The following is a 20,312-nucleotide window of genomic DNA, read 5'->3' as shown; positions in this document are numbered from 1 at the left end:
AATATCATGGAACCATTGTAGAGCTGGCCCACCACCACCCTTCAAGATTTGCCTGTGCATTCAACCCTTTACAGAGCCGACTAGAACACCTTTAACAAAATATTTTTGTAAAAATGGATACACGCATATAATCGGAAGTGTAGCAAGAATGATCGATGCCGCCTGAATCGACTGCGGTGAAACGTTCAGCGATGCATCGACGTTGGTCCGCATGAACGTATCCGTGGAGGAGACGAACAGTTCTTTTAAATACAGTTGCAAAGGCTTCAAATCAGCTGAGTTGATATAGATCAGCGAAGTAAAGTAATCGTTCCAGAACGTAACGGCATAGAACAAAGCGATCGTCGCAAGTACGGGCATGGATAGCGGTAAAATAATGCGCACAAGAATTGTCATGTTGCTGGCGCCATCCATTTTCGCCGATTCCTCAAGGCTGTCAGGCAGACTTTCGAAGTAGCTTTTGACAATGAGCATGTTGTACACGTTAATCATGAATGGCAGGAAAAGCACTGGCAGCTTATCTATGAGATGTAGTTTGTGCATAAGCAGATACGTCGGGATCAACCCACCGCTGAACAGCATCGTAAACAAATACATGAGGATGAAAAATTTACGTCCCCGCAGTCTTGGTTTAGAAAGCGGATAAGCAGCAAGCGTCGTCATGCTAAGCGATATGAGGGATCCGACTATTGTGATCGTAACGGAAATCACGAACGCACTTAGAAACAAAGAGTTGCTAGCTACATACTTGTAGGTCCCTATTTGAAAATCGATGGGAATGAGATTAACCATTCCCGAAACGACTGCCGCTTCACTGCTGAGCGATTTGGCGATGAGGTTTATAAACGGAAAGATCGTCGATAAACCCAGTAGAATAAAGAAAAGGTGATTGATCACTGTAAAAATTTTCTCGCCGAGCGAGGCTGGGATGGCCGAAGACTTTCTGACAGTCTTTGGTTTCAGTATGCTTTGTAGATTCATCCAAAATCCTCCTAAAAGTTTTGCTTAAGCAAAACTCGCATCGTAAGCATAAGCTTACCAAATACCTCGTCCAAAAAACTTTCGGGCCAGCCCGTTACCCGTTAGGATCAAAATAAACGCGACGACAGATTCGAATACCCCTACTGCGGTGGAGAAGCTATAATCCTGTTCGCCAAGTCCGATTCGATACACATAGGTGCCGATTACGTCTGCGACGTTGTAAACGCTGGGGTTATACATGACGAGAATTTGTTCTGTTCCAGCCTCCAGCACGTAGCCGAGACGAAGAATGAACATCAGTAAAATGATCGGAATTAAGCCAGGCAATGTGATATGTATGATTTGTTTCCATTTATTAGCGCCATCTATCTTAGCTGCTTCATACAAACCGGGATCAATACCAGCTAAAGCAGCGAGATAAATGATCGTATTCCATCCCGTTTCCTTCCAACCAGCCGTCCCAATAAGCACAGAGCGGAATATCTGACTGTCTAGGAAAAAGCGGATGGGCTCACCGCCCATGGCGACGATTATTTTGTTCACAATACCGCCGTTCGTGGAGAGCAGATCAATGAATAATCCGCTGACAATAACCCAGGATAAGAAGTGAGGCAAGTAGACAACGGTTTGCACGCTTCGCTTGAACGCGATGTTTTTTAATTCATTGAGTAAAATAGCGATCACAATAGGGAGTGGAAAGAGAAACAAGATTTTGTAAATGGAAATAAGCAATGTATTCTGAAATACCTGCAAGAAGCTAGCAGAAGATATTAGTTTATCGAAATGCTTCATTCCGACCCAAGGACTTGCGGACATTCCATCGAAAATATTGAAATCCTTAAATGCAATAATAATGCCGTACATCGGTGTGTACTTAAACAGGAGGAGAAATGCGATGCCAGGAATGAGCGCGAGATATAAATCCCAGTCTTTCCTGACATCGATCCACAGTTGTCGCATATATCTTTTTTTAACATTTTTATTCTTAGATAGGACAGTTTCCTTCGTAGTGATTGTTTCTCTCAAGGTGCCTCCCCCTTCATACTGTCTTTCTAAACTTAGTGTATCATCCTCCGTTTTTTTGCGAATTAGAGGAATATTACTTGTTTTGGTACTTTCATAACTTCTCGATTGGAAAAATAAAAAAACCTTCCCGAGAATGCTCGTGAAGGCGGCCGAACGGCTTATGTAGCTATTAGTTACGTATTTCTCCAGGCGTGACACCCCAGTATTTACGGAATACTCTTGTAAAATAACTCACATCTCTGTACCCAACACCAGATGCAGCATCGTACACGCGCGAGCCTTCCTGCAGGATCGCTTTAGCCCGCTCCATTTTCCGTTCCAGCACATAGGTGGAAAAGGCTTTCCCTGTTTCCTGTTTGAAAAGACGGCTTAAATAGGATGAATTGACATACATCCTGTCTGCGACTGCGTGCAGCGTCATTTCCTGATCAATTTCATTTTCCACGAGACCTAAAATGGTCTTAATCATGCCATGGCTCGTCGATTTCCGCCTCTGACCTGCATAAGCTAAATAGGCTCTTATCATCCGCTGAAGCCAGAAAAAGATTTGTTCCTTCGTTGCCAGCTCCGAATGGTTATGAAAATAGACGTAGTCCTCGCCAGCTACTTCCCGCACAGGCCAGCCCTGCTTTTGGATCATGCCTATAAACAAGCAAGTAAAATACAGGATATGCTCACGTATATCATCCACGGTTTCGGCTTTCGCCATCCCGCCGTCCCATAGAGCTGTTAATGCTTCAATGGCCTTCTCACTATCTCCCGTTTCAAGGGCGATTTCCAGCGTTTTCTCAAGGTTGGGCTGAAATACCAGTTCCGGCTCTCTCCCTTGCTCCGATCGGTAAGGGATCGCCAGATCATGGCCAAGCACAATTCGATCCTGTAGTGCGCGTACCGCTTGTACGTAGAGCTTGTTCATCTCCGATAAGCCGCCAGTCATACCGCTGATCCCGGCACTCGCACTAAGCTTGAGGCAGCTTTTTACCGTAAACAGCAGCTTTTCGGTCAAGGCATTGATTTTTTGCAGCGCAATTCTCGGCTCGTCATCGCCTGCAAGCTTAAAAATGATGACCGTACAACCTGTGAAATTGGTAGACACCCAGCAGTGAGTCGACGATAGGGCTTCCTTCACAATACTACTAAGCGAGAATTGGAGGAGCGACATATCTTTCCTGCTGAAACGGCTTTCGGTCTCCGATATCGGATCCATATCGACAACTGTCACAGCGTACGCAGCATCTTTTGGCAAATCCAATTGTAGATCCCTGCATCTCTGATCAATCTCCCAGGGTTCATATTTCCCATTTAACAACCCCTGAAAGAATTCATTGACCAAGTGAGGCAGGTGCTGCTTCCACTTCAGCTTCAGCTCATCCTCGTTATGGCGCTGCTCAAGCTCACTTTTCAACCTATCCGCTGCTTCGAGCACCGTCTCCAAAATTTCCTCGTCGCCTGCTGGTTTCAACAAATATTTCATAACGCCGAGACCCAGCGCCTCTTGCGCGTATGTGAAATCATCGTGTCCGCTTAATACGATGATTTTCAGCAAAGGATCGGATTGGCGGAGGTGTCTAGCCAACGTCAGTCCATCCATTTCTGGCATCTGTAGATCCAGCAGGATGATATCAGGCTTTTTACGGTCGATGATTCGAAGTGCTTCCACTCCGTTACCAGCTTGGCCTACGACCTCGATGCCATGCTTATCCCAAGGAATATTGTTGGCTAACGCATTTCTGAGACGGATTTCATCTTCCACAATTAATAAATTCATATGGGGACCCCCGCTCGGTTTCAATTTACATGACTTGCTTAATCCGTGAGTAGTGCAGAAGCTCTTGCACTTCTGTTAACGTGTTCGTCATCTGCAGCACGACAGAGGGATGAATTGTCTCATCTTCTCTCTCTTTCAATAGAAATTGCTTGCTTGCAGTGACCATCTCATCTAGAGTGGCATACAGCTCTGCCCCTGCTTCTCTTTGCAAAAGATCAATGAACAAGCCCAACCTATCTACTAGTTCAATCGCCGCTTTCTCAGTAACCGCATTGCGTGGCAAGTAAACTTGCTCTACGTCTATTTTCGCCGCCTTCAATGCAGCTTGTACCGCCCGCAGCGGATACATCCCTGTAGAGATCGCGTCGTTTCGCCACGGACCCATTCGCAGCGCACGGATCGTTTCATCCGTCGCTTGGCCGAATGCAAATATGACGGTTCCTTTGTCAATATCACGTGCAGCAAGTACCTGATCTACTGTTTCCTGCGCTCCCAATTTAACGTACATCGGATAGATCCCGCTGTATACAAGATTGCCTGGGAGAAGCTCGTTTTTGTGTAATTGAACGGATGGTCGAACCTCAGAGGCATTTGCATAATAAGCCTGAGGGATAACAATATCAACATGCTGCGACCAGTTGCCAATTTTATCGGACTCCGCTCCCGGTTCTGGTGCAGCCGATACAATTACTTTCGGGCTGATCCGCTTAATCTCCTTGTACAGCTCCCCTACAAATTCATCTTCTATTCGCTCAAGCCACTCTGACCATGTTTTCCAAAGCTCCATCTGCTGCTCGGCATGAATCTCGTACGGATCTATGCCATGTTCGCTTTCAAATGCTGTGCGTGCATGTGCGCTGAAACAGTAGGTATCCTGCCAATCGTCATAAGTATGCGGAAACCTCATAAAATCAAGGTTGATACCCGCAACACCATATTTCGTAATGATCTCTTTCACGATATCCAGTAGGTACTTGCGCACAGCAGGATTGGTAATATCAAGCCAAAAGTAACCGGTCCCCAGCTGAGGCATCGGCTTCTCGGAATCAGATTGTCTTCTCGTAAGCGCAGACCATTCCGGATAAGCTCGAAGTACAGGACCTCCCGTCTGGTCGACACCGACCATGAAACCATCCAACCAAGCATGTACAGCGATCCCTCGCTTCTCGCCCTCGTAAACGAAAGCCTCCAACGGATCCCACCCACGAAAAGCAGGATGCTGCTCTTCTATATGTTTCGCTGCTGCCGTGCAGCTTGGATAAATCGTATATCCCCATAGCCAGGTTTCGAGATACAACTCATTGAACCCGGCAGCCTTTATGCGATCTAAGGTGCGGCTCACTTCCTCACGGCTATGCTCTGTGGGGCGATACCAGACGCCACGTGCTTCAGCTGCTCTACTCGGTAGAGAATATAGATAACCATCCATGGCTTCTATGGACGCAAGCTTCACCTTGCTCAGGCTACCCTCAGCGTCGACAGCTCGCAGCATTCGCGCTTCTTCAAGAAGTTGATCTGCTTTAGCCAGATGTTGTCCTGCCAAGTCAAAAGGAGCGTTAACGTAACTCTCCCAATTCTTTTGCATCATACTTTTCGCGTAGGAAATTTGCTTTTCTACCCGTTCCAAACACTTGGCGGTATCCTGTTCAGCCATAGGTAACACCCCTTTTCATGTGTTTGGTATAGAAAATATCACATCCATACAGCGCATCATAGGGGGTAGTGATTACTTTCTTTGGTATATTGATGTGGAGAAAGAAGTGTAGGAACAGTTGTCCCACCCAAACGGACATTAGGCATCTACCTTGGCGCCATGACTCTCCACTGCAAGCCTTTGCAGGTGAGGAATCGTATCTTTATATAACCTTTTCTAGCGTTTCAAACACGAATTGACCGTCTCCCAGGTTAGAGAATACAATTAATGTACAGTATTTCATGTTTATCCCCTGTGAGAGGAACCTGTAACATGCAAAAAAAGATCGTTTGGACGTTAGGATCCGTTCTCAGCTTAGCGGGGTTCATCGCGATTACCCTACTAGGCATGGAGGCTAAAGTAGTTGAGCTCGAGCACAATCAATCTGATCCTGTTGCCGTGACGCCACCTCCTACTGTTACTGCCTCTTCTGTACGGCCTAAACAACCGGATATCCTCACATATTGGAGCAACCAAGAGAAGAAAGCCGCGCAAGCGGGACAGCCTGAAGCGGCAGCTGCCTATCGGGATCGAATCGCTGTCTATTCAGCCGGACTTCCTTCACGATCTCCTTCTAATCCCGGCTTGCCTAGTATCCAAACTCCTTCCACGAACATGGAACTCTATCTCCGCGTACCCTTGACGGCTGAACCGGTACAAACGACTACAACAGCTACGCCAGCGACTTCCGGTTTAGCAAAACATGAGCCTGCATCAGGGGTTTATATCGGTATGCTGGGGGCGGATCGCAGGGTCGGCTACGATGTTACGAAGATTGAAGAGGTATATGGACGCAAGCACGCTCTTTACTTGGCTTATGTTGGATGGCGGAAGGTGCAGACCGACACCAACACGTATTTCCCAGCAAGGACAGCTGAAAGAGTGAAAGAGCTTGGCGGTGCACTCCAGATCGGTTGGGAACCGCGCTTCGGCTTAGACGACGTGCAGGATGATGAGTATGTCCGCCGTTTTGCACGAGAAGCCAAGGCCTCCGGTATTCCAATCTTCCTGCGCTATGCTTCGGAAATGAATGGTGAATGGGTGCCGTGGCACGGAGAACCCCAGAAATATAAGGAGAAATTCCGCCTTATTCACGACATTATGGCCGAAGAAGCGCCAAATGTAGCTATGGTGTGGTCACCTAATTTCTGGCCGGCCGATACGATCGATGACTACTATCCTGGGGACTCTTACGTGGACTGGGTCGGTTTCTCCTTGTACAGCACCCCCTACTCATCAGGTAAAGTACAACTAAAAGGCACCGTGATCGATACCTTCGCTCCACTCTACAGTCGTTATAGTCATAAGCCTATTATGATTTCAGAGGGGGCTATCGCTCACACGTATTTACCCACTAACAGTACTTACTGGAGCTGGGCAGAAGACCAGATGGGGTACATGTATGGTTTGTTGCCGCGAATGTTTCCTCAGGTAAAAGCAATCACATACTTTAACTTCAGCCGAGCTCAGGCGATTCGAACGAACGGGAATTATGTGTACGATATCGGGGAGAATCCATACATGGATGGGTTATATCAAAGACTGATCTCATCGGATTGGTTTTTAAGCAAGGTCGAACCGGGTGTGGATCCAATTCAATACCGCTATACGCCTGTCCTAGGCCCATCTCTTCCCACTGGGAAACAAACCGTTCTTGTCTATCCTAAGCTTGAAAATGAGCAGGGTAAATCTCCATTTGCCATCGCGATTTACCAAGGCAATCAGTTTCTTGGTGTCAGCTACGAGGCTCCATGGGAAATAGACATTCAAGTAAATGCTGAATCAGCGTCAGAACCATGGTATGCATTGGCTTACAATGACAAGATGGAATTGACGGCTATCAGTAAAGGCGTTGTATCAACAAGTCGTACAAAATGATTGCGCCCCGAAATGTAAAACTCCACAGATTCCAGAAAAAACTAAATTACCGTCCCCCGGTTGAGTACCGGGAAACGGTCATTGCATAATCGGACTTTTTTAACTGTCTACTCGAGTTTTGCCTCTATAGACAGCTAAACTAAACCAAATGATACCGAGTCCCCAAGCCGCTTGCGTAACAAATACTGGCATCGGCGCAAAAGCTATTATCGGCGCTATCGCGACCAAAACTGAACCTGTTCGCGGCAAATCCTTTGCAATGAACGAACTGACGCCAAAGTAAACCCAAGCAAGCGAAAAAAATGCAAAACCGATCATCATCCCTTCGCTCGCCGGTGAAGGCGGACCGGACTCTACAAGCGCGGGGGCATGAACTTTTAGCGTAGGAATGATGAAACCGTCAATAAATTTAAGGCATGCCAAGAACGCTGTGCCTATGAAGACAGCGATTAAACTTATGAATAAATGCAGACTGGATTTGGCTCGATAGACAAAGACAGAAATTAAACCCAGCATGATCAATATGGCGCTGACCATGTCCACTATGCCGGTTCCCATATCAATCGCAACAATGTGATTGTCCAACCAGTTATTCGAAATATTTACCGGTATCTGTAACGCTCCCCCAATAATAGCTAAAATCGCCAATTTACGTAATCTGTCCATCTCATTCATCCTCCTTGTAATTGTTATCACTCACACAATAAAAATTACACAACAATCTGAATATTCTCATTTATAATATGAATCATAGACATCCAGTTTCAATACCAAGTTACTACCACTTTTATTGGGAGCCTTTAAAATGAAAAAAGCCGCAACTGAGCGGCTTCTTATCCTATGTTATTTCGGTCGTTTATTAAACTCTCGTTTCTCGTTAGTTGAACAATCACTTATAATAACTTACTTCTTAGGTTTACTTAGTGGAAGAATTACATGTCATACCTTGCGGTTTCTTTTATAAGATTCGCTTCTGCTGCCAGAAGTAGAGTATAGTAGGAGTAGTTGAAAATATATACTAGGAGGCTACAGCCATGTCACAGGAGATTTGGATTAATCTGCCGGTCAAAGATGTTGAAAGGTCAACTGCCTTTTTCAATGAGATTGGATTCCATGCGGTGAGCGTTGGTAACGAGAGAGCCAAGCTTGCCATAGGTCAAACAACGATTCTTCTGTTCCCGGATGCGGCGTTTGAGAAATTTACAGGTTCAAAAATCGCAGATACTTCCCATAGCGCTGAGGTAATATTTTCCATTGGCGCTAAAAGCAGAGAAGAAGTAGATGCCTTTATTCAAAAAGTAGAGTTTGCCGGAGGAAGCATCTTTGGCAAGCCGAGTGAAAGTGACGGCTGGATGTACGGCGCAGGATTTGCCGACCTGGACGGTCACCGCTGGAACCTGCTGTACATGGATGAAAGCAAAATGCCGAAACGCTAATATGGAAACGCCGGTCACCTGCTTAAGGTCACCGGCGTTTTTTTACACCCCGTATAATCTCATATCTGTCATTCAAATCAAAATCGTTGCTTAGATGGAAAAATTCGTGGGTTAAACTAATACAAATCACTTGGGTTAGCCCGTGTTAATTTATTGGTCTTACATAAACTATATTAACACATATTGGAACTAACCTGCTCGTTACTTGAATGATGAAATGAAAAAAGAGCTGCTTCAATGCAGCTCCTGCGCTATAGTTTCCCGTTAGCTGAATCCCTAAAGTTATTAAGTCACAATGCAAATAGTAACATTACTATTTCTTTTCTTTTACGAAAGTTCCAAAGTCAAGAAATAATACTTCTGTTTGTGAATTTAATTCCTTTTTACTACGGGCAATAGCATTAACATGATAATATTCTTCAATGGTTGAACGTCTAAATTCTCCATATTGGGTATAAATGCTGAGTGTTGATTCATTTACCGAATCTAAGTTAGTTGGATATTTTATTAACATAGCAATTGTAGAAAAAACAATGCCAATAAAAATAGTCACAATGAATATTTTTTTGGCTTCCGCTTTATTCATTGGCTCAGCCTCCTGAATTACATACATTACAATTTCATCTCTTTAAAGTTCTTATCTTTATTATACCATATATTGGAACTAAACTGCCCGTTAGTTCAGAAAAGGCAACCGATCACTAGGTCGGCTGCCTTCTCTGGTTGTTATTGAACTAACGTTATCCGTTAGTTGAATGGTTAACAGGGGTTAGACCACATCAAAAATGATTTTGGGTATGTTTGGATTAGCCTTTATTAATTTGTATTTTTGTACTTTAGTCAACTCTGGTTGGTAAGGAACTTTCGATATACTAAAATACTTATTTATTAATTTATTGAAAGGGTACGGACACCCGCACAGTGAAACGCCCTTGTGTGCATGTGCGCATCCGTGTGCCGTGTTAATGGTAGCCGTACCCACTCGTACCCCCATGCAAGGGAGAGGGTAGCGCATCCCCCTAGTTATGGAAGATACTTACAAGAAGCAATGATTTCAAGAGAAGGTTGGAACTTGTTGATTAATTATCATACAAAACTTTACCAATACTGAGGACAGTAACGGTCAATTAATAAGTAAAAAGCCACTCTAATGAGTGGCAGGAGCTTTGCAGCGGTGAGCAAAAGCGAAATGCAGATTACCCATCAGATGATATTAAGATTAAGGATTCACAGCGACACCTCTTGGATTTGCACCTACTCCAAAAACAGCTACAACCGTATTTGTTATTCCGTTAATGACAGAGACATTGCTGCTGTTAAAGTTCGTAACGTAAATCGCGTTTGTTAAAGGATTGACAGCAACACCGAGTGGGTTTGATCCCACACCTGGAGAAGCTATAACCGTATGCGTAACCCCATCAATAACGGAGACAGTGTTGCTGCTTTGGTTCGCTACGTAAATACGGTTCGTATTAGGATTGGCATCGACATGAAATGGGCTTGGTCCTACTCCAACAGTAGTTACAACCGTATTTGTTATTCCGTTAATAACGGAGACAGTGTTACCGCTGACGTTTGCCACGTAAATCGCGTTTGTTAAAGGATTGACAGCAACATCGATTGGGACTGATCCCACACCTGGAGAAGCTATAACCGTATTCGTAACCCCATCAATAACGGAGACAGTGTTGCTGCTTTGGTTCGCTACGTAAATACGGTTCGTGATAGGATTGACAGCGACACCAAATGGATTAATTCCTACCGGAATCGTAGCTATTACCGCATTCGTAGCCCCGTTAATAACGGAGACAGTGTTGCTGTTTTGGTTCGCTACGTAAATACGGTTCGTGATAGGATTGACAGCGACACCCAATGGAATACTTCCTACCGGAATCGTAGCTATTACCGCATTCGTAGCCCCGTTAATAACGGAGACAGTGTTGCTGCTAGTGTTTGTTACGTAAATACGGTTAGTATTAGGAATCACAGCGACACCAATCGGCTGTGATCCTACTGGAATGATTGCAATGACGCTATTTGTAAATCCGTTAATAACGGAGACAACGTCGCTTAATTGGTTTGTCACATAAATTCGATTAACGGAAGTAGGAATAGTAGGACCAGCCGGTCCTGTTGCTCCTGTTGCTCCTGTTGCTCCTGTTGCTCCTGTTGCTCCTGTTTCACCTGTTGCTCCTGTTGCTCCTGTTTCACCTGTTGCTCCTGTTGCTCCCGTTGCTCCCGTGTCACCTGTTGCTCCTGTTGTTCCTGCTGCTCCCGTAACACCTGTAACACCTGTAACTCCTGTAACTCCTGTTGCTCCTGTTGCTCCTGTTGCTCCTGTTGCTCCTGTTTCACCTGTTGCTCCTGTTGCTCCCGTTGCTCCCGTGTCACCTGTTGCTCCTGTTGCTCCTGTTGTTCCCGTAACACCTGTAACTCCTGTAACTCCTGTAACTCCTGTTGCTCCTGTTGCTCCTGTTGCTCCCGTAACGCCTGTTGCTCCTGTTGCTCCCGTTGCTCCCGTGTCACCTGTTGCTCCTGTAACACCTGTTGCTCCTGTTGCTCCTGTTGCTCCTGTTGTTCCTGCTGCTCCCGTAACACCTGTAACCCCTGTAACTCCTGTTGCTCCTGTTGCTCCTGTTGCTCCCGTAACTCCTGTTGCTCCTGTTGCTCCCGTTGCTCCCGTGTCACCTGTTGCTCCTGTTGTTCCTGCTGCTCCCGTAACACCTGTAACTCCTGTTGCTCCTGTTGCTCCTGTTGCTCCTGTTGCTCCTGTTGCTCCTGTAACTCCTGTTGCTCCTGTTGCTCCTGTTGCTCCTGTTGCTCCTGTAACTCCTGTTGCTCCTGTTGCTCCTGTTGTACCTATACAACAATCAGGAAATTCGATTTTAATTTCCCCTCCATTGTACAGTTCAATTTCAATTTCCTCGACCTGACACCAATCAATGACTACTAAAAAATCCTCAAGTTCGGCTTCTCTTTCAGTTGAGTCATCGTCTTCATCGAATTTCAATTTGTATTCGACACCGTTAAAATACTCGATTTCAATTTTCTTTATATAAGTAATACCCACGGCTATTATTACATCCATTAACTGAGCAAGTTTACTCAAAATCCCAACACCTCCCATTAATTCATAATACGTATTCCTATCATATTTGTTTGGACTTAATGGGTAATAGATTAGTAACTCCCTAATAATATGCCTTTGACTATTCATATATAGTAAGGTTCGGAGAAACGCGTCAAACTAGTAAATTTGGTTGTTTCTGATGACAACACAGAAACCATTTTACAATGGAATAAATTGTTAGGTTTTAAAACTATTAAAACTAAAAAAAACCGCCAGACCATTAAGGTCCAGTCGGCTTTTAATCAGTCTGCCAGGGAAGATTCGTATCATATATAATAGCTTCATTGAATCTTGTAATATCAAATAAACTGACCACTTCTTCTCGCTTAATCGTTCCCATAGACAGGATTTCGAAATAACGTGCCTTCCTCGGAAATGGTCTGCATCCAGGATTTTCTTTAGCTTCAACAAAAATAATGCTGTCATTTTCGCCGTTCAGGTCAACGATTGAGTGAGCAATTCAAGTCAATAGCAAGTTGTGATTACACAATGAACAGCATTTCTTTTTGTGTCATAATCATCGTTACCCTTCCTTTCTCTTCACAACTCCATAATACCATAATATGGATGGACTTCATTATCCTGCCCGTTAGCTGAGAAGGCTGCCGTTCAATGCTGGCAGCCTGTTACTTAATTTGCGAAACAGGTATGTTTTGCCTTCCACTTTTCGATGGAAATAACTACCCAGAAGAAGTAGATGCCTAGTGTAATAATGCCTAATAAAAGCCATTTGATCCAGAGACCAAATAATCCAATTGCAGTGCCATGAAACTCTAGACGACGACCTTCAATTACAGTATGCCGTGCCTTCCACTTCAGGATCATCGTAATGCTCCATGGGAAACAAATACCCAATGTACAAAGAGTAACTGCCCAGCCTAAAATGCTCCATCCAATGTACTGCAATAGCCCTCCGTCAAAATATGAATCGGAAGATCCCGGTTGATTTACCACATTCGAATTAACATTAACTGCCCGTTCCATCTAGTCCCTACTTTCTTATTCGCTAAGTAAATGAGTATTTCTACATCTGGGACTATACTCCTGCAAAAGTGTTCGCTCATTTTTTAATCCTCAGGCTGCCCAGATACCTTCCGCAGTTGGTAAGCCAGTCAAAATTATCCTGCCCATTACTTTAATGAAAGGCTCTGTTAAATTTTAATGTTGATAGTAAGTGAAAAAAAATAGAACTACCATTTGTCTGGGAGATCTATTTTGTAATATAGTCTTATTCAATCAAAGCACCCGTTTGCTTGAGACATTGTTCACGATTTTCCCTCTAAATCATCAATTCTCTTTTCAAGTTCTTTTACTTTTTTAATACAGGTCAATGCATTCGTAAAAGCAACAAGTCCGAATATGAACCCCATAATTCCGAAAACTTCCACATAATCACCCCTTATTTAAAACTTTAAGATATAATGATTTCACTATTTTAAAACATCTGTTCTGATAATCCAATTATCAACAACTAACTTTAACAAGGCCTAATGAAAAAAGAGCTGTTGCTGATCGTGGCAAACAACTCCCCTTAATTCTCAACTAACGTACGCTAATGCGTTCTTCTAAACATCTACTATAATATCTCTTTTCTAAATGATATTAACCTCAGTTGTTCATCTTCCTTGAAGTTATTACATTTAGATAATTCAACATCAAAGAACTCGTCATCTCTTTCATTCATTCGAATTGATTTACAGACATATTCCGTCTTGCCTTTGTCTGCACTCCATGCGTCTTTTTTATTTATTAAGCTATAGTTACTCCGATAGCTTAATGAATCCTAAGCAACGGCTTTAATTTGAATAAACATATCAAATTCACTTTCACTTTCCTCACCTTTATATCTATGGTCGTAAACCTCAAAACAAATAACATCAAACTGCTCGTAATTGTTTGTACCAAGCCAATTAATGAGTCCTTCAAACGTTTCATTAATCTTGCCTAGAGGTCCTCTGTGCGTAATTGTTGCATACTTGCCTGCTGGAATTTTGTAGGAATACATTCCTTCAGGTACTTCACTTTGTATTGAAGTTTCATCCCCTGCTAGATAGCCATGTTCGTTTCTTTTGATTAATCCAATGGTTTCAATTTGATTTGACCTGTCTTTAACTTCGTTTATCCTATTAAACAAAGCTGGCCAAACATGCGTTCAGAAAATTCAACTAAAGTTGGTGTCATAATCATTGCTCATTCGTCTCCCTTACAAGTTGAGTTGAGTTAATTAACAATTCAACATGCACTTAATTTCTCCTTCCATTTATTGTAACTATCCTGCCCGTTACTTTAACGAGGCTGCCGATTCATGCCGGCAGCCTCGTCTTGATTTCTTATTGAACAAACTATCCCGTTAGCTTAATTTACATGAAGAGCTCTAACCACTACAAAATTTTATCCTCCCGATTTGAAACGTTTCTATTTCTCTCCCTTAGCTGATTGTAATGATGCACTTTTTTATTCAATATCGATGATAACATACGAATTTCCATACATGCTCTTTCTTTATCTTTTGGTGTATGACCACACTCACACACATTAATTTCATCCAAATGACCATCTTTCCTTAATGGTTGAATCACTTGCGTTATCTATCGTTTTAATTCCATGGTTTGTCGTGGTATCCTGCCCGATACCTCAATAAACAAAGCAGGTCGCCACGGCACCTGCTTTGATTTACTGTCTTTATTCAGCTAATGTTTCTCGTTAGCGTAATGAACATCGAATCGAACCAAGTGACGAATGGCCCGAAGCGTGAATATGGTGTTATCTGAAGAAGCATTGAGTTACCTCAGAGTCTTTATTTTGTTGAAATAATATAAGGGTGATTTGGAACAAGTATTGTTTCTTCCCTTCCGTTTGTAATGAAAATCTCTAACGGGAAGATTTCAACTTTTTTGTCCGATCCTAACCAGTTTCGATTTAAGGATGAAAGTATTAATAACCCTTCTTCATTTCCAATGGGAGTGAACATAGAGTTACCAGAAATAAATATTTGTTCTTTGTATTGTTCCATTAAATATCCAGACAGGTTTATCACATCCTGTGCAGGCATTCCAATTTCACTTATGTTTAAGAGGTCTTCATATGAGAATTCATGACCTAATATATTCTTGACGTTGTGCCGTGCAATAAATTCTACAATGTTTCCAGCGGAGTCATAAAAATATATAGAATGAGAATTCCATGATTCTGAAAAATCGACTTCTTCCTCATTAATTAAATTAATTTTGATTCCTTTAGCCTTTAACCAACTGATTGCTAAGTCCATTTTGCTTTCCGTAATATTGAATGCAAAATGGTAATATGGATTAGTAACTTCTTCGCTTAGTTCAAACACTAAATTTGATGAACCAATTTGAAAAGAAACCTTATCTGTAGAATGTTCAATTATTGGAAGCTCAAAAATTCTATTATAAAAATCTATTACGTTATGCAAGTTGTTCGAAAGTAACTTAATTTCTTGAATCTTCATAAGTATGCTCCTTAAAATATTATTCGCTTCGCTCTTTCAGATAACGTTCTATTTGTGAACTTCGCAAACACCTTAATATTTTACATAATCGTGACTCGCTTAAACTATCTTGCCTTCTCTATTCAAGTCAAGCCATTCGCTTAAATAAGGCACATAACCGATTTCTTGTGGGCTATCTTTTAACCAAGCAATAAATTCTAACTCATTTCCATCTGGGTCATAAAAATAAACTGCCGCTGCAGGCATCCAAGTATGTACAATGGGTTCAATTGGTTCCTTACCAAATGATTGTATTGGTTCAATTCCTCTTTCTTTAAGCCATTTGAAAGAATTGGATAAATTTTCTAGGTCTGTTCCAAAGGCAAAATGCCGTTTTCTTACTTCATTTCCTTTCGGAACTTCCCATATACCTAATAATTGCTTTTCTTTGCCAATGTAGAAAAATGCGACTTTGCGTTCTTCAATTAAAAGTGATAGCTCTAAGCCAAGGTTCTTATAGAAATCGATAGATGTTTTCAGATCTTTCACTTGAATATGAGTCTCATACAAATTATGAATCATAATGGCATTCTCCTAAAGTAAATTAACCAACGGTATTTCATATTCAATAATATATATTCATTTCCCTCTTTATGTAACAAGCAACTCCGTTATCCTGCCCGTTAGCATAATGGATTGTCCTATATCCTTATCTTCCTTTAATTACATTGGCTTCTGTCAAAAAAGCGGTGTAAAATTCTTTCATTTTTCCTTCTTCGTAGCTATAAACTTTGTACCGAACACCATTGATAGTGAAAATGCTGGTTAACGGTTGTGAGAAATTGACTTGCTTTCCGTTTTTGGTGGTGAGCCTCCAACTTGAACTCCCTACCGTTGGTAGATAGTTCATTGTATAGTGAAATCTCATTTGCTGCGTGGCTTCAATAAATTTATTAATCAGCTCGCGATCCTCTGTTTTATAATACAACCCCGAGCCATTATGTCTTCCTTCAATAGCTATAATTTCATCTCCAATTATGCTCTCAAATGTACGTGGAAACCAATACACCAGAAGTAATACAAACAAGCTGAGCGCTAGAATTACCTTCAGAGCAATTTTTCTTCTTTTTAGCACTCATAATCCCTCCTTGGTAAGAACAAACATCTTATTCATTTGGAGGCTAACATTATCCTCGAATTTATAGTCAAGCAGGCGATTACAGAATTGAATGATTTGGGTAAACAATTTGTTCATACACATCCATCTCCTATATAAGGGGACACAATGTACAAGTTTAAAGTTGCACATTGCGTTAATCTGCCCGTTAGGTGAGCAAAGGCTGCCCTTCATGCCGGCAGCCTCGTCCTAGGTGTTTATTCAACTAAAGTTCTCCGTTAGTTGAACGGACGTTTTAGATTATTGCTCTCTCTATTCGCTGAACCTTATTTTTTGGAATTATAAACCTCGCCACAGGGTTGAAGCCCTGCAGTTCAATAAAATCTATTCCGACACGAACAACATTAACATTTCGGAAAGTATTAACAGATTTAAATGAAGTTATCACATCGACTCTAAAAGGAAACAAGGATTGGTTTGTTTTTTTGATATCAAGCAAACGCATGCTATTCAAAGAATTTGGCGGAAATAGATCTTCACCCAAATTTATAAAACCACTTCTACAAATGGAAACAATAGGGGTTGGTTCCAATGCAAACTTGCTTGCAGCAACTTCGATACGTTTTCCAACATGCAATCTAAGTCTTTGTAACAAAGTCATTTTTGTAAGGGGGGGACACTTAATTGGCACAATTTCTCACCTCTAAATATTAATTTTCATACAACACAGTGTATGAGAGAGGACGAGACCTTGTTCTAACATAACTGCCTGTTTTAAAAAATTGTACTCGGCAGTTTTGACTGGCAGTTGAACCTGTTGTTTTCGGATAAAACGCAGTATGAGTACAGCAACGAACTTCCCAGTCATTTTCTTTGATTTTCGCGTGTATTCGCATTATTTGTCAAACGAAAAAAGCCACAATGAGGTAGCTTCAAAAATTCCATTATCGTATCCGTTAGCTTAAAATCCTGCATGCCAAAGTATAAGGATTATCGTCGTCAAAATAATGTTGCAAACATAAAAAATGAACTTAATATTATCAAACCATAATCTAAAATGATTTTCTTTACATTTTTATAAATAAGAAAAAGAGATAGCAGAGTGAACAAGTAGGATAAAATGGCTCCAAGCCAGAACCATTCTAATTCATTTGTTCCATCTTTATGATAAATTGCAAAAGACTGAAAACTTAAACTAAAAAATAATCCAATGATTGAAAAAATAAAAGCTGTTATACTACGTGTGTTCATGGTTAAAACATTAATTTGGTAAATTTCATGTTTCTCTCCATGTCATTATTCAACTATCCTGCCCGTTAGCGGGGAAAACAAAAACGGCTGCCGAAGCAACCGCTGTTCCGCTATCGTTCTTACGTTAGCTTAACCGTATGGAACTTCAAAAGTAATTTATTGATTACTCGTCACACGGGGTTATCCAAATCTTATGAATCAACTTTCCATCCACTAAATCTAAAGAAGTATTAACATTAATTCTTATATTGTTATAGCGTGCCCATTTTGGAAGGTGCTCGACTAAATATGTGTAAACCTTATCATCTGGAGTTGCATAGCCAATGTTAACTTTATGACCTCCTGCAAAGTCAGGAAGTAGTGAATCTGCCCATTCATAAGCTTCCCGAGTAGAGTCAAATATTTTACTAGCTTCCTTGTAATTCTCATTAATCCATTCAATGTCCATTCGGAACCCTCCGCAACATTCGTGAATTGATTTCAATATACTGCTTTGAACTATCGTTCTCCGTTAGGTTAATGGTATCGCGGAATGAGATTATCTACTGTTTACATCGTTAAAGTAATTTTATCCGATAATGATCGGTTGAGTATGATCAAACAACACTTGTGTGTAGTCGAAATTTGGGACTATATTATCTTTATTTAAATAATCTCTGTACGTCTTACCACATTCTACGAAAGCTTTTTCAAATAAATATTTCTTTATAGAAACACGTACTTCGTCAGGGATCGGCTCAAAGAGGTTATCGGTTAATTGAAGAACAATTAAGCCTTCAGTGATTTCCTTAGTTTTATAACATGGAGCTGAAAGCAACTTCTCTTTTCCGAATAAATCTATATACGGTCTACCAAACAAGTTGATCCAATGAAGTTCGGGATGAATGATTTGCGGTGCAAGTGGCTCTGGAATATACGGGATGGATTGGTTAATAACATGTCCTCGTACAGGTTGTAATATTCTTGCTACAGTCCAGCATAAATCAAAAAAACTTTGTTGCTTTTCAATATCTTGAAGATGGTTGACCTCAACCGACAAATTCATTGAATTAAACCCTACCCTATTGTTTTTTTCCCAAGAGAGCATATACTCGGCTTTAGGATTTTTCTTTCTTCTGAGCATAAGAAGCCCTGCTCTTACAGGAGGAGCGAAAGACGGAAGGTTTCGGTTTATCTCTTCATTTAGCCACAAGCTGGTAATAGGTTCCACGTTTTCGTTATCGATTTTCTCCTTTACCGGCTCAAATCTCGAGTAGACCTGCGGAGTGTAATCATCGTTGGCATTAATAATCCTATGAATAACCATTTCAGCGAGTTCGCGGTTCTGCCAATCACATAAACTTTGAAAAGAAAAATTAACAAATGGATAGTTCGCTAGTTGCATGCTGATTCCTCCCGATAAAGGATTTCCGAGTGCTATAATGTCACCTCGAAGTGTATACGAACTACTTATATAATTCAAGAAATTTCCAAGCTAACCAGCCCGTTACTTTAACGCACAGAATAGAGCTGCCGCTATGGCATGTTAGTTCACTATCGTTCCTCGCTTAGTCAATGTTAGCAAGATTGTTCAAATACAATAAGAAGAATAAAAAAGATACAATAATAGCGAATATGCCTCTTATAAGTTTCACTTTCATTGATTTTCTTTTAAGAAAGAAAAGGGCGGAAAGAAAATATGTAATTAGCCCTGCTAGAAATGATGTAACTAATACAAATGGTAATCCCCAAAGTGTCATAATCTATCCCCCTTTATACTAGTTAGACACTGTAAGAACAGAAAATGTTTTGTAAAATACTAAGCTAAACTGCCCGATAGGTGTGCGAAAGGCTGCCGATCTGGCAGCCTCCCATTGCTGTGTATTAAACAAACGTTCACCGTTAGCGTAGAAAGGCTACGAAATTTGAAATCACTGCTGCACTTTGTTCCTTTTCTTTTCGCTCTATAAGTTTTTCCAATAGTTAAATTGACCAGCCCATACACTTAATACCTAAAAACACAAACCCGATACCGAGAAGTATATAAATAACTTTAACTAACCACCAAGGTAATGCTTTTAATATCGCACCAATTGAATTAATGACAAAAAAGATTATCCATACAAAAAACGAATCGGCAACACCTTCAATATCGCGTAATTCTAATTTTTCGGCAATAGTATCTATTTTGCGTTTTTCACTTTTAACAACTATTATGCCTAATGTAAGAAAAACGAAAGCGATAATCCAGCAAATAATGGCACCAATCAGCCGTAAGGTCAAACCTCCACCTCCAAGTTAGCTGTAATATTCCATTCTAATATTTTTTCCATAATTCATAAATCGAAACTCTACTGCTCATTATCATAGAAAAGGACCGCCGTTCGGCAGCCCTTTCGTTATTGAACTATCGTGTCCCGTTAGTTGAGCGAAGTAAATGTATTTATTTGCAATTACACTTGGTTGAGCGCTTTTTGTTGACAAAGCATTTATTAAATATACACTCAATCCCGTTCACTTGATCGCACGGGATAATTTCCCTTATATAGGCGGTAAATTGTGGTTGGTCCTCCGAATCTATCCGTATTATTTCAACGAAATC

Annotated in this window: 18 protein-coding genes; 2 read left to right on the top strand and 16 right to left on the bottom strand. The window is 41.4% G+C overall.

Annotation, left to right across the window (positions count from 1 at the left end; translation table 11 throughout):
• Positions 1-60: 60 nt before the first annotated feature.
• The 4 genes from AC58QC_RS07825 to AC58QC_RS07810 form a co-directional block, all read right to left on the bottom strand.
• Positions 61-981, bottom strand: coding sequence for a carbohydrate ABC transporter permease (locus tag AC58QC_RS07825; RefSeq protein WP_497414613.1), 921 nt, complete (start codon positions 979-981; stop codon positions 61-63).
• A gap of 54 nt (positions 982-1,035) precedes the next feature.
• Positions 1,036-1,941, bottom strand: a complete 906-nt coding sequence (locus AC58QC_RS07820; protein WP_497414701.1) for an ABC transporter permease — start codon at positions 1,939-1,941, stop codon at positions 1,036-1,038.
• 235 nt (positions 1,942-2,176) lie between these two features.
• Positions 2,177-3,775 (bottom strand): response regulator, encoded by a 1,599-nt coding sequence (locus AC58QC_RS07815; RefSeq protein WP_497414612.1) that lies wholly within the window; start codon positions 3,773-3,775, stop codon positions 2,177-2,179.
• A 25-nt stretch (positions 3,776-3,800) separates the two neighbouring features.
• Positions 3,801-5,429 (bottom strand): glycoside hydrolase family 10-like protein, encoded by a 1,629-nt coding sequence (locus tag AC58QC_RS07810; protein ID WP_497414611.1) that lies wholly within the window; start codon positions 5,427-5,429, stop codon positions 3,801-3,803.
• 312 nt (positions 5,430-5,741) lie between these two features.
• Between AC58QC_RS07810 and AC58QC_RS07805 the strand changes: the two genes are divergently transcribed.
• Positions 5,742-7,346 (top strand): glycoside hydrolase family 26 protein, encoded by a 1,605-nt coding sequence (locus tag AC58QC_RS07805; protein ID WP_497414610.1) that lies wholly within the window; start codon positions 5,742-5,744, stop codon positions 7,344-7,346.
• Positions 7,347-7,445: 99 nt separating this feature from the next.
• Here the strand turns inward: AC58QC_RS07805 and AC58QC_RS07800 are convergent, their stop codons facing one another.
• Positions 7,446-8,012, bottom strand: coding sequence for a hypothetical protein (locus AC58QC_RS07800; RefSeq protein WP_497414609.1), 567 nt, complete (start codon positions 8,010-8,012; stop codon positions 7,446-7,448).
• 368 nt (positions 8,013-8,380) lie between these two features.
• Between AC58QC_RS07800 and AC58QC_RS07795 the strand changes: the two genes are divergently transcribed.
• On the top strand, positions 8,381-8,782 hold the full coding sequence (locus AC58QC_RS07795; protein WP_497414608.1) for a VOC family protein: 402 nt from the start codon (positions 8,381-8,383) through the stop codon (positions 8,780-8,782).
• A gap of 313 nt (positions 8,783-9,095) precedes the next feature.
• On the opposite strand, the gene AC58QC_RS07790 is transcribed toward AC58QC_RS07795, so the two are convergent.
• The 11 genes from AC58QC_RS07790 to AC58QC_RS07740 all read right to left on the bottom strand — a co-directional run bounded on the left by AC58QC_RS07790 (position 9,096) and on the right by AC58QC_RS07740 (position 19,993).
• Complete coding sequence (locus tag AC58QC_RS07790; protein WP_497414607.1) at positions 9,096-9,368, bottom strand: hypothetical protein; 273 nt, start codon at positions 9,366-9,368, stop codon at positions 9,096-9,098.
• Positions 9,369-10,001: 633 nt separating this feature from the next.
• Positions 10,002-11,891 (bottom strand): beta-propeller fold lactonase family protein, encoded by a 1,890-nt coding sequence (locus AC58QC_RS07785; RefSeq protein ID WP_497414606.1) that lies wholly within the window; start codon positions 11,889-11,891, stop codon positions 10,002-10,004.
• A 651-nt stretch (positions 11,892-12,542) separates the two neighbouring features.
• Positions 12,543-12,896 (bottom strand): DUF898 family protein, encoded by a 354-nt coding sequence (locus AC58QC_RS07780; RefSeq protein WP_497414605.1) that lies wholly within the window; start codon positions 12,894-12,896, stop codon positions 12,543-12,545.
• A gap of 799 nt (positions 12,897-13,695) precedes the next feature.
• Positions 13,696-14,046 (bottom strand): GyrI-like domain-containing protein, encoded by a 351-nt coding sequence (locus AC58QC_RS07775; RefSeq protein ID WP_497414604.1) that lies wholly within the window; start codon positions 14,044-14,046, stop codon positions 13,696-13,698.
• A 663-nt stretch (positions 14,047-14,709) separates the two neighbouring features.
• Positions 14,710-15,384 carry a VOC family protein gene (locus AC58QC_RS07770; protein WP_497414603.1) on the bottom strand — a complete coding sequence of 225 codons (675 nt, stop codon included), beginning with the start codon at positions 15,382-15,384 and terminating at the stop codon, positions 14,710-14,712.
• Between the two features lie 99 nt (positions 15,385-15,483).
• The gene (locus tag AC58QC_RS07765) at positions 15,484-15,945 is read right to left on the bottom strand and encodes a VOC family protein (protein ID WP_497414602.1); all 462 of its coding nucleotides are present in this window, start codon (positions 15,943-15,945) and stop codon (positions 15,484-15,486) included.
• A 127-nt stretch (positions 15,946-16,072) separates the two neighbouring features.
• On the bottom strand, positions 16,073-16,498 hold the full coding sequence (locus tag AC58QC_RS07760; RefSeq protein ID WP_497414601.1) for a hypothetical protein: 426 nt from the start codon (positions 16,496-16,498) through the stop codon (positions 16,073-16,075).
• Between the two features lie 277 nt (positions 16,499-16,775).
• Positions 16,776-17,171 carry a hypothetical protein gene (locus tag AC58QC_RS07755; protein ID WP_497414600.1) on the bottom strand — a complete coding sequence of 132 codons (396 nt, stop codon included), beginning with the start codon at positions 17,169-17,171 and terminating at the stop codon, positions 16,776-16,778.
• A 723-nt stretch (positions 17,172-17,894) separates the two neighbouring features.
• Positions 17,895-18,179, bottom strand: coding sequence for a hypothetical protein (locus AC58QC_RS07750; protein ID WP_497414599.1), 285 nt, complete (start codon positions 18,177-18,179; stop codon positions 17,895-17,897).
• A 120-nt stretch (positions 18,180-18,299) separates the two neighbouring features.
• Positions 18,300-19,115, bottom strand: coding sequence for a hypothetical protein (locus AC58QC_RS07745; RefSeq protein WP_497414598.1), 816 nt, complete (start codon positions 19,113-19,115; stop codon positions 18,300-18,302).
• Between the two features lie 578 nt (positions 19,116-19,693).
• Positions 19,694-19,993 (bottom strand): hypothetical protein, encoded by a 300-nt coding sequence (locus AC58QC_RS07740; protein WP_497414597.1) that lies wholly within the window; start codon positions 19,991-19,993, stop codon positions 19,694-19,696.
• Between the last annotated feature and the right edge of the window lie 319 nt (positions 19,994-20,312).

The organism is Paenibacillus sp. J22P51, assembly GCF_059692215.1.
This window is presented reverse-complemented; position numbering and strand designations above follow the sequence as displayed.

Bases quoted from the DNA above. Each gene is read 5' to 3' on its own strand.
- AC58QC_RS07825 (WP_497414613.1), bottom strand. From the start codon at position 981: ATGAATCTACAAAGCATACTGAAACCAAAGACTGTCAGAAAGTCTTCG.
- AC58QC_RS07820 (WP_497414701.1), bottom strand. From the start codon at position 1,941: ATGCGACAACTGTGGATCGATGTCAGGAAAGACTGGGATTTATATCTC.
- AC58QC_RS07815 (WP_497414612.1), bottom strand. From the start codon at position 3,775: ATGAATTTATTAATTGTGGAAGATGAAATCCGTCTCAGAAATGCGTTA.
- AC58QC_RS07810 (WP_497414611.1), bottom strand. From the start codon at position 5,429: ATGGCTGAACAGGATACCGCCAAGTGTTTGGAACGGGTAGAAAAGCAA.
- AC58QC_RS07805 (WP_497414610.1), top strand. From the start codon at position 5,742: ATGCAAAAAAAGATCGTTTGGACGTTAGGATCCGTTCTCAGCTTAGCG.
- AC58QC_RS07800 (WP_497414609.1), bottom strand. From the start codon at position 8,012: ATGGACAGATTACGTAAATTGGCGATTTTAGCTATTATTGGGGGAGCG.
- AC58QC_RS07795 (WP_497414608.1), top strand. From the start codon at position 8,381: ATGTCACAGGAGATTTGGATTAATCTGCCGGTCAAAGATGTTGAAAGG.
- AC58QC_RS07790 (WP_497414607.1), bottom strand. From the start codon at position 9,368: ATGAATAAAGCGGAAGCCAAAAAAATATTCATTGTGACTATTTTTATT.
- AC58QC_RS07780 (WP_497414605.1), bottom strand. From the start codon at position 12,896: ATGGAACGGGCAGTTAATGTTAATTCGAATGTGGTAAATCAACCGGGA.
- AC58QC_RS07770 (WP_497414603.1), bottom strand. From the start codon at position 15,384: ATGAAGATTCAAGAAATTAAGTTACTTTCGAACAACTTGCATAACGTA.
- AC58QC_RS07765 (WP_497414602.1), bottom strand. From the start codon at position 15,945: ATGATTCATAATTTGTATGAGACTCATATTCAAGTGAAAGATCTGAAA.
- AC58QC_RS07750 (WP_497414599.1), bottom strand. From the start codon at position 18,179: ATGGACATTGAATGGATTAATGAGAATTACAAGGAAGCTAGTAAAATA.
- AC58QC_RS07745 (WP_497414598.1), bottom strand. From the start codon at position 19,115: ATGCAACTAGCGAACTATCCATTTGTTAATTTTTCTTTTCAAAGTTTA.